This window comes from Vibrio sp. V23_P3S9T160 (genome assembly GCF_963886625.1).
Lineage (GTDB): Bacteria > Pseudomonadota > Gammaproteobacteria > Enterobacterales > Vibrionaceae > Vibrio > Vibrio anguillarum.
Genome location: NZ_CAWPDB010000072.1, coordinates 1 through 3,248 on the forward strand (window position 1 = coordinate 1; position 3,248 = coordinate 3,248).

A 3,248-nucleotide genomic window follows, 5' to 3' on the forward strand; every position below is an offset into this window, starting at 1 on the left:
ACATCAAAAATTCTTGGTTATCACCAATTTTACTTGGATGGTCAAAATACTCGATTAAATCGACGAAATGCTTAGCATCTAAACCAAATTTTGAGCACAAATCACTATAGTATTTCTCACCATCAATACGCATTGCATTCGATAAGGTTTTAGATTTTTCCGAGAACATATGTGCTAATTACTCCACAAAAACATAACGCTGCATTAAGGTGTGACAAGCGCTTGCCATACTTGAGCGAAGCGAAACCGGCAAGCGTTTGGAATCACTCTTAAATGCTTTGTTATACAACAGGCTTTTTCAGTTCAATAATTTCGTTTTTCTTAGCAATTATTCTCTTACACTCTGCTACTATTCTTTCAAAGCTCCTGCAATGGCTTCTATCCGATACATACTGGTACTCAACCGGAATACCATCACCTCGCTTCGGTACAAGACCCACTCGTACCAGCAATGAGAGCTTTTTGCTTTCATCATCATATTTCACTTCTAGTTCTCGTATAATTTCCTGAACATTGTGAAAGTGTGAAACATGCTCAAATAGACTCAACATGTTGATGTTTACATTTGTACTGCGAGAGCTCTTAACATTATTTTTCAAGTAATAGATTCTTACACTCTCATTTTTCACCACTATTTCAATAGGTTCAACGCCACGAAGCTTAAAGCCACTTTCTTTCGCATAAACGATATTGAAGTTATTAAATAAACTATTTTCAGAAACATCATCTCTAACACCACCTCTAATAACATAGTTCTCAACGCTAGCAACAGATAATCGATTTGCATTAGTAACCAATTTATTTAGGTATTTCGTTAGAGAGTTTTTGTAATGAACAGAATTTGTCTTCCATTGGTTTGGAGAGATTCTTACAGGGTTAAAACCTTCCTGTTGAAGAGTTCCAGCGTCTCTATGGTGCGCCTTTATTATATTGCTTTCTGTATAATGAGAATCGTGGCCATCATATTCATAAGCAACTCTACCGAGTAGCACGCGAGTGTCATGGTCGAATTCTTTATATAACTCAATGACTAAATCTACGGACCAAGGTTGACCATTAGGTTTAGGTGATGTTTCTGGTTTTATTACCTTAAATTGCGGTATTATACGAACTTCATATCCCGCTCCATAATCACTACTTAACTCTAATGAGCGTGGTGCATTCTCAAAATTAACAACTTTCAGGTTTTCCAATTCAGAAATAAGCTCAGCGACAAATTTGATCTCTTGTTGTGAGGTTCCACCAACCCCTTGCATGCTGATCAAAGCTATAGCAACAATATCACCGACCAAAGGCTCAATTTTTTTATAAACCACCGTTTGCTTGTTACTAAAGTTATCTTTGATTTTTTTTAGTTGAGACTCTAACACCGAATACACCACCTATTTTTGTTGTATAACGCCCGGCTAAGGGGTGAACAACGCAATACCTAAGCCGCTGCATACCACCTTAATCACTAAAATCAACGCATAGTAAAAATGCCACGCGTTGTGAATCCCTCTTGAGCAGTTTGTTAGTTGCACAATGCACACTGAATTTTTTCTTTATTTTCAGTGATATATTCTATGTCATTTAGATAAGCTTGAAGATGACCTTGCTCTATATTTTCAGCAAAGGATTCATTACCATTTTGGGCTTCACTATGCATGAAGGTTACTAAAGCCTGTAATCGCTTAACTATAGCATCGGCTAATTGTTCTCTTTCTGATTCAGTTGCACCGTAACTGTCACAGAACAACTTGGCTCTAGCCACCTGCTCTAAAATTGTCCCTAGCTTATCATTGCTGTCCGTTTTGAATGGAGACCAACAATAAACTGAGTATGCTAAATCCCATATTCTTGGTGCAGGGTGCGCTGTGTCGAAGTCAAACACACCGACAACTGTATTTTCTAATAGGGCGACATTGTAAGGGGTAAAGTCACCATGACAAATAACCTCAAATGGCTCTCTTGGCTCTAACATCCATCGGTGTACTTTGACATTAAGTTGCTCCAATAGTGGAACAGTTGAGTCATGTATTTTACGTAGTAATTTACCCGCTGAAATGAGTGCTTCATTTGTTGCGATTGCGCCAACTAACGGATAATTGTAGGTATCACCTGTTACAAAACTTAGGATTTCTTGGTCTTGATTTACACCAAGAAATTTTGGACTTTCATCTACCTTTGCTTGCTCAAGGTGTTTCAAAATTAGATGAATTGTAGAGCTCCATGACTGAAGAGGTCGATAGACGACTTCACCATCTCGATATATTGCAGATTCTCTTCCGCCTGATAATTCTTCCACGATACCTCCCTGTGCAACTAACGCCCGGCTAAGGGGTTGACAACGCACCGCCGAACTCAAAAAACACACTTAAACACTGAACTGCAATTTTGCACTAAAGTCGCCACGCGTTGGCAATCCCTCTTGAGCCGTTTGTTATGCAAATTCAATAAGATAAACTAACTTTACTCGATCAAAAGCCACGATTGCAATGGTTGAGTAATTCAAGAATCAACCCAAGTAGGAGCCGTGATAAATAAGCCGCCAAAACAAAGTCCACCTTTCAGCAACAAACCAAGCTTTTGAATCAGGAAAACTTAACGAGCGAAACCTTCAGCAAGTGCAAAATGCTCGATAAACTTGCCCTTTCCACACTTTGCGCACGCTAAATTGGCAACAAACCAGCACCAAAACTGATTGAGGCAAACAAAGAACCTTGCCTGTTTTACGGTTTGAGTAAACCACGAATCTGAGGGTGAAAGTGCTCATTTGCCGACAACACAAAACGAATGACCGGAGAAATCCAAAAGATTGACCCCCTAAAATTACCTGAGTTGCATAACGCCGCACTAAGCGGCTAAAAATAGTGGGCTAAAAATACAAGCGAAGCGCAGTAGCCCACTGTTTTTAGTCCGTTTAAGTGCTTTGTTAGGTAAAATTAAACGCCATTTAGTTCTAATTCACCTGCGCTATACTCCATAGCATATGGCCCTTCAGCAGCGCCCGTCGTGTCAACTAGTTCTTCCACTTTAGCTTGAACAGCCGCATAACTTTGTTTCATTTGGCTATCCATAATCTGGATATCGTTATAGATATCTTGGTGCTTAAATAGATGCTTCTCTATTTCATATATTTGGTCTCGAATCTCACGAGCATCATTTACTATCGACTCAACAAGATCAAGATCAAGGTCAAAGTCATCGCGTGATTTCAATTCACAAAAGCAATCATCCTGGCACCTAGTCGATTTACAGATAATAAG

3 protein-coding genes are annotated in these 3,248 nt (G+C 39.2%); all 3 read right to left on the reverse strand.

Going from position 1 to position 3,248, the window contains the following annotated elements; genetic code table 11:
- Positions 1-281: 281 nt before the first annotated feature.
- Positions 282-1,370, reverse strand: coding sequence for a hypothetical protein (locus AACU59_RS04000; RefSeq protein WP_161437624.1), 1,089 nt, complete (start codon positions 1,368-1,370; stop codon positions 282-284).
- Positions 1,371-1,513: 143 nt separating this feature from the next.
- Positions 1,514-2,287, reverse strand: coding sequence for a phosphotransferase (locus tag AACU59_RS04005; RefSeq protein ID WP_161437625.1), 774 nt, complete (start codon positions 2,285-2,287; stop codon positions 1,514-1,516).
- A 637-nt stretch (positions 2,288-2,924) separates the two neighbouring features.
- Positions 2,925-3,248 (reverse strand): hypothetical protein (locus AACU59_RS04010; protein ID WP_237666583.1); only part of this gene is annotated, 324 nt, incomplete at its 5' end.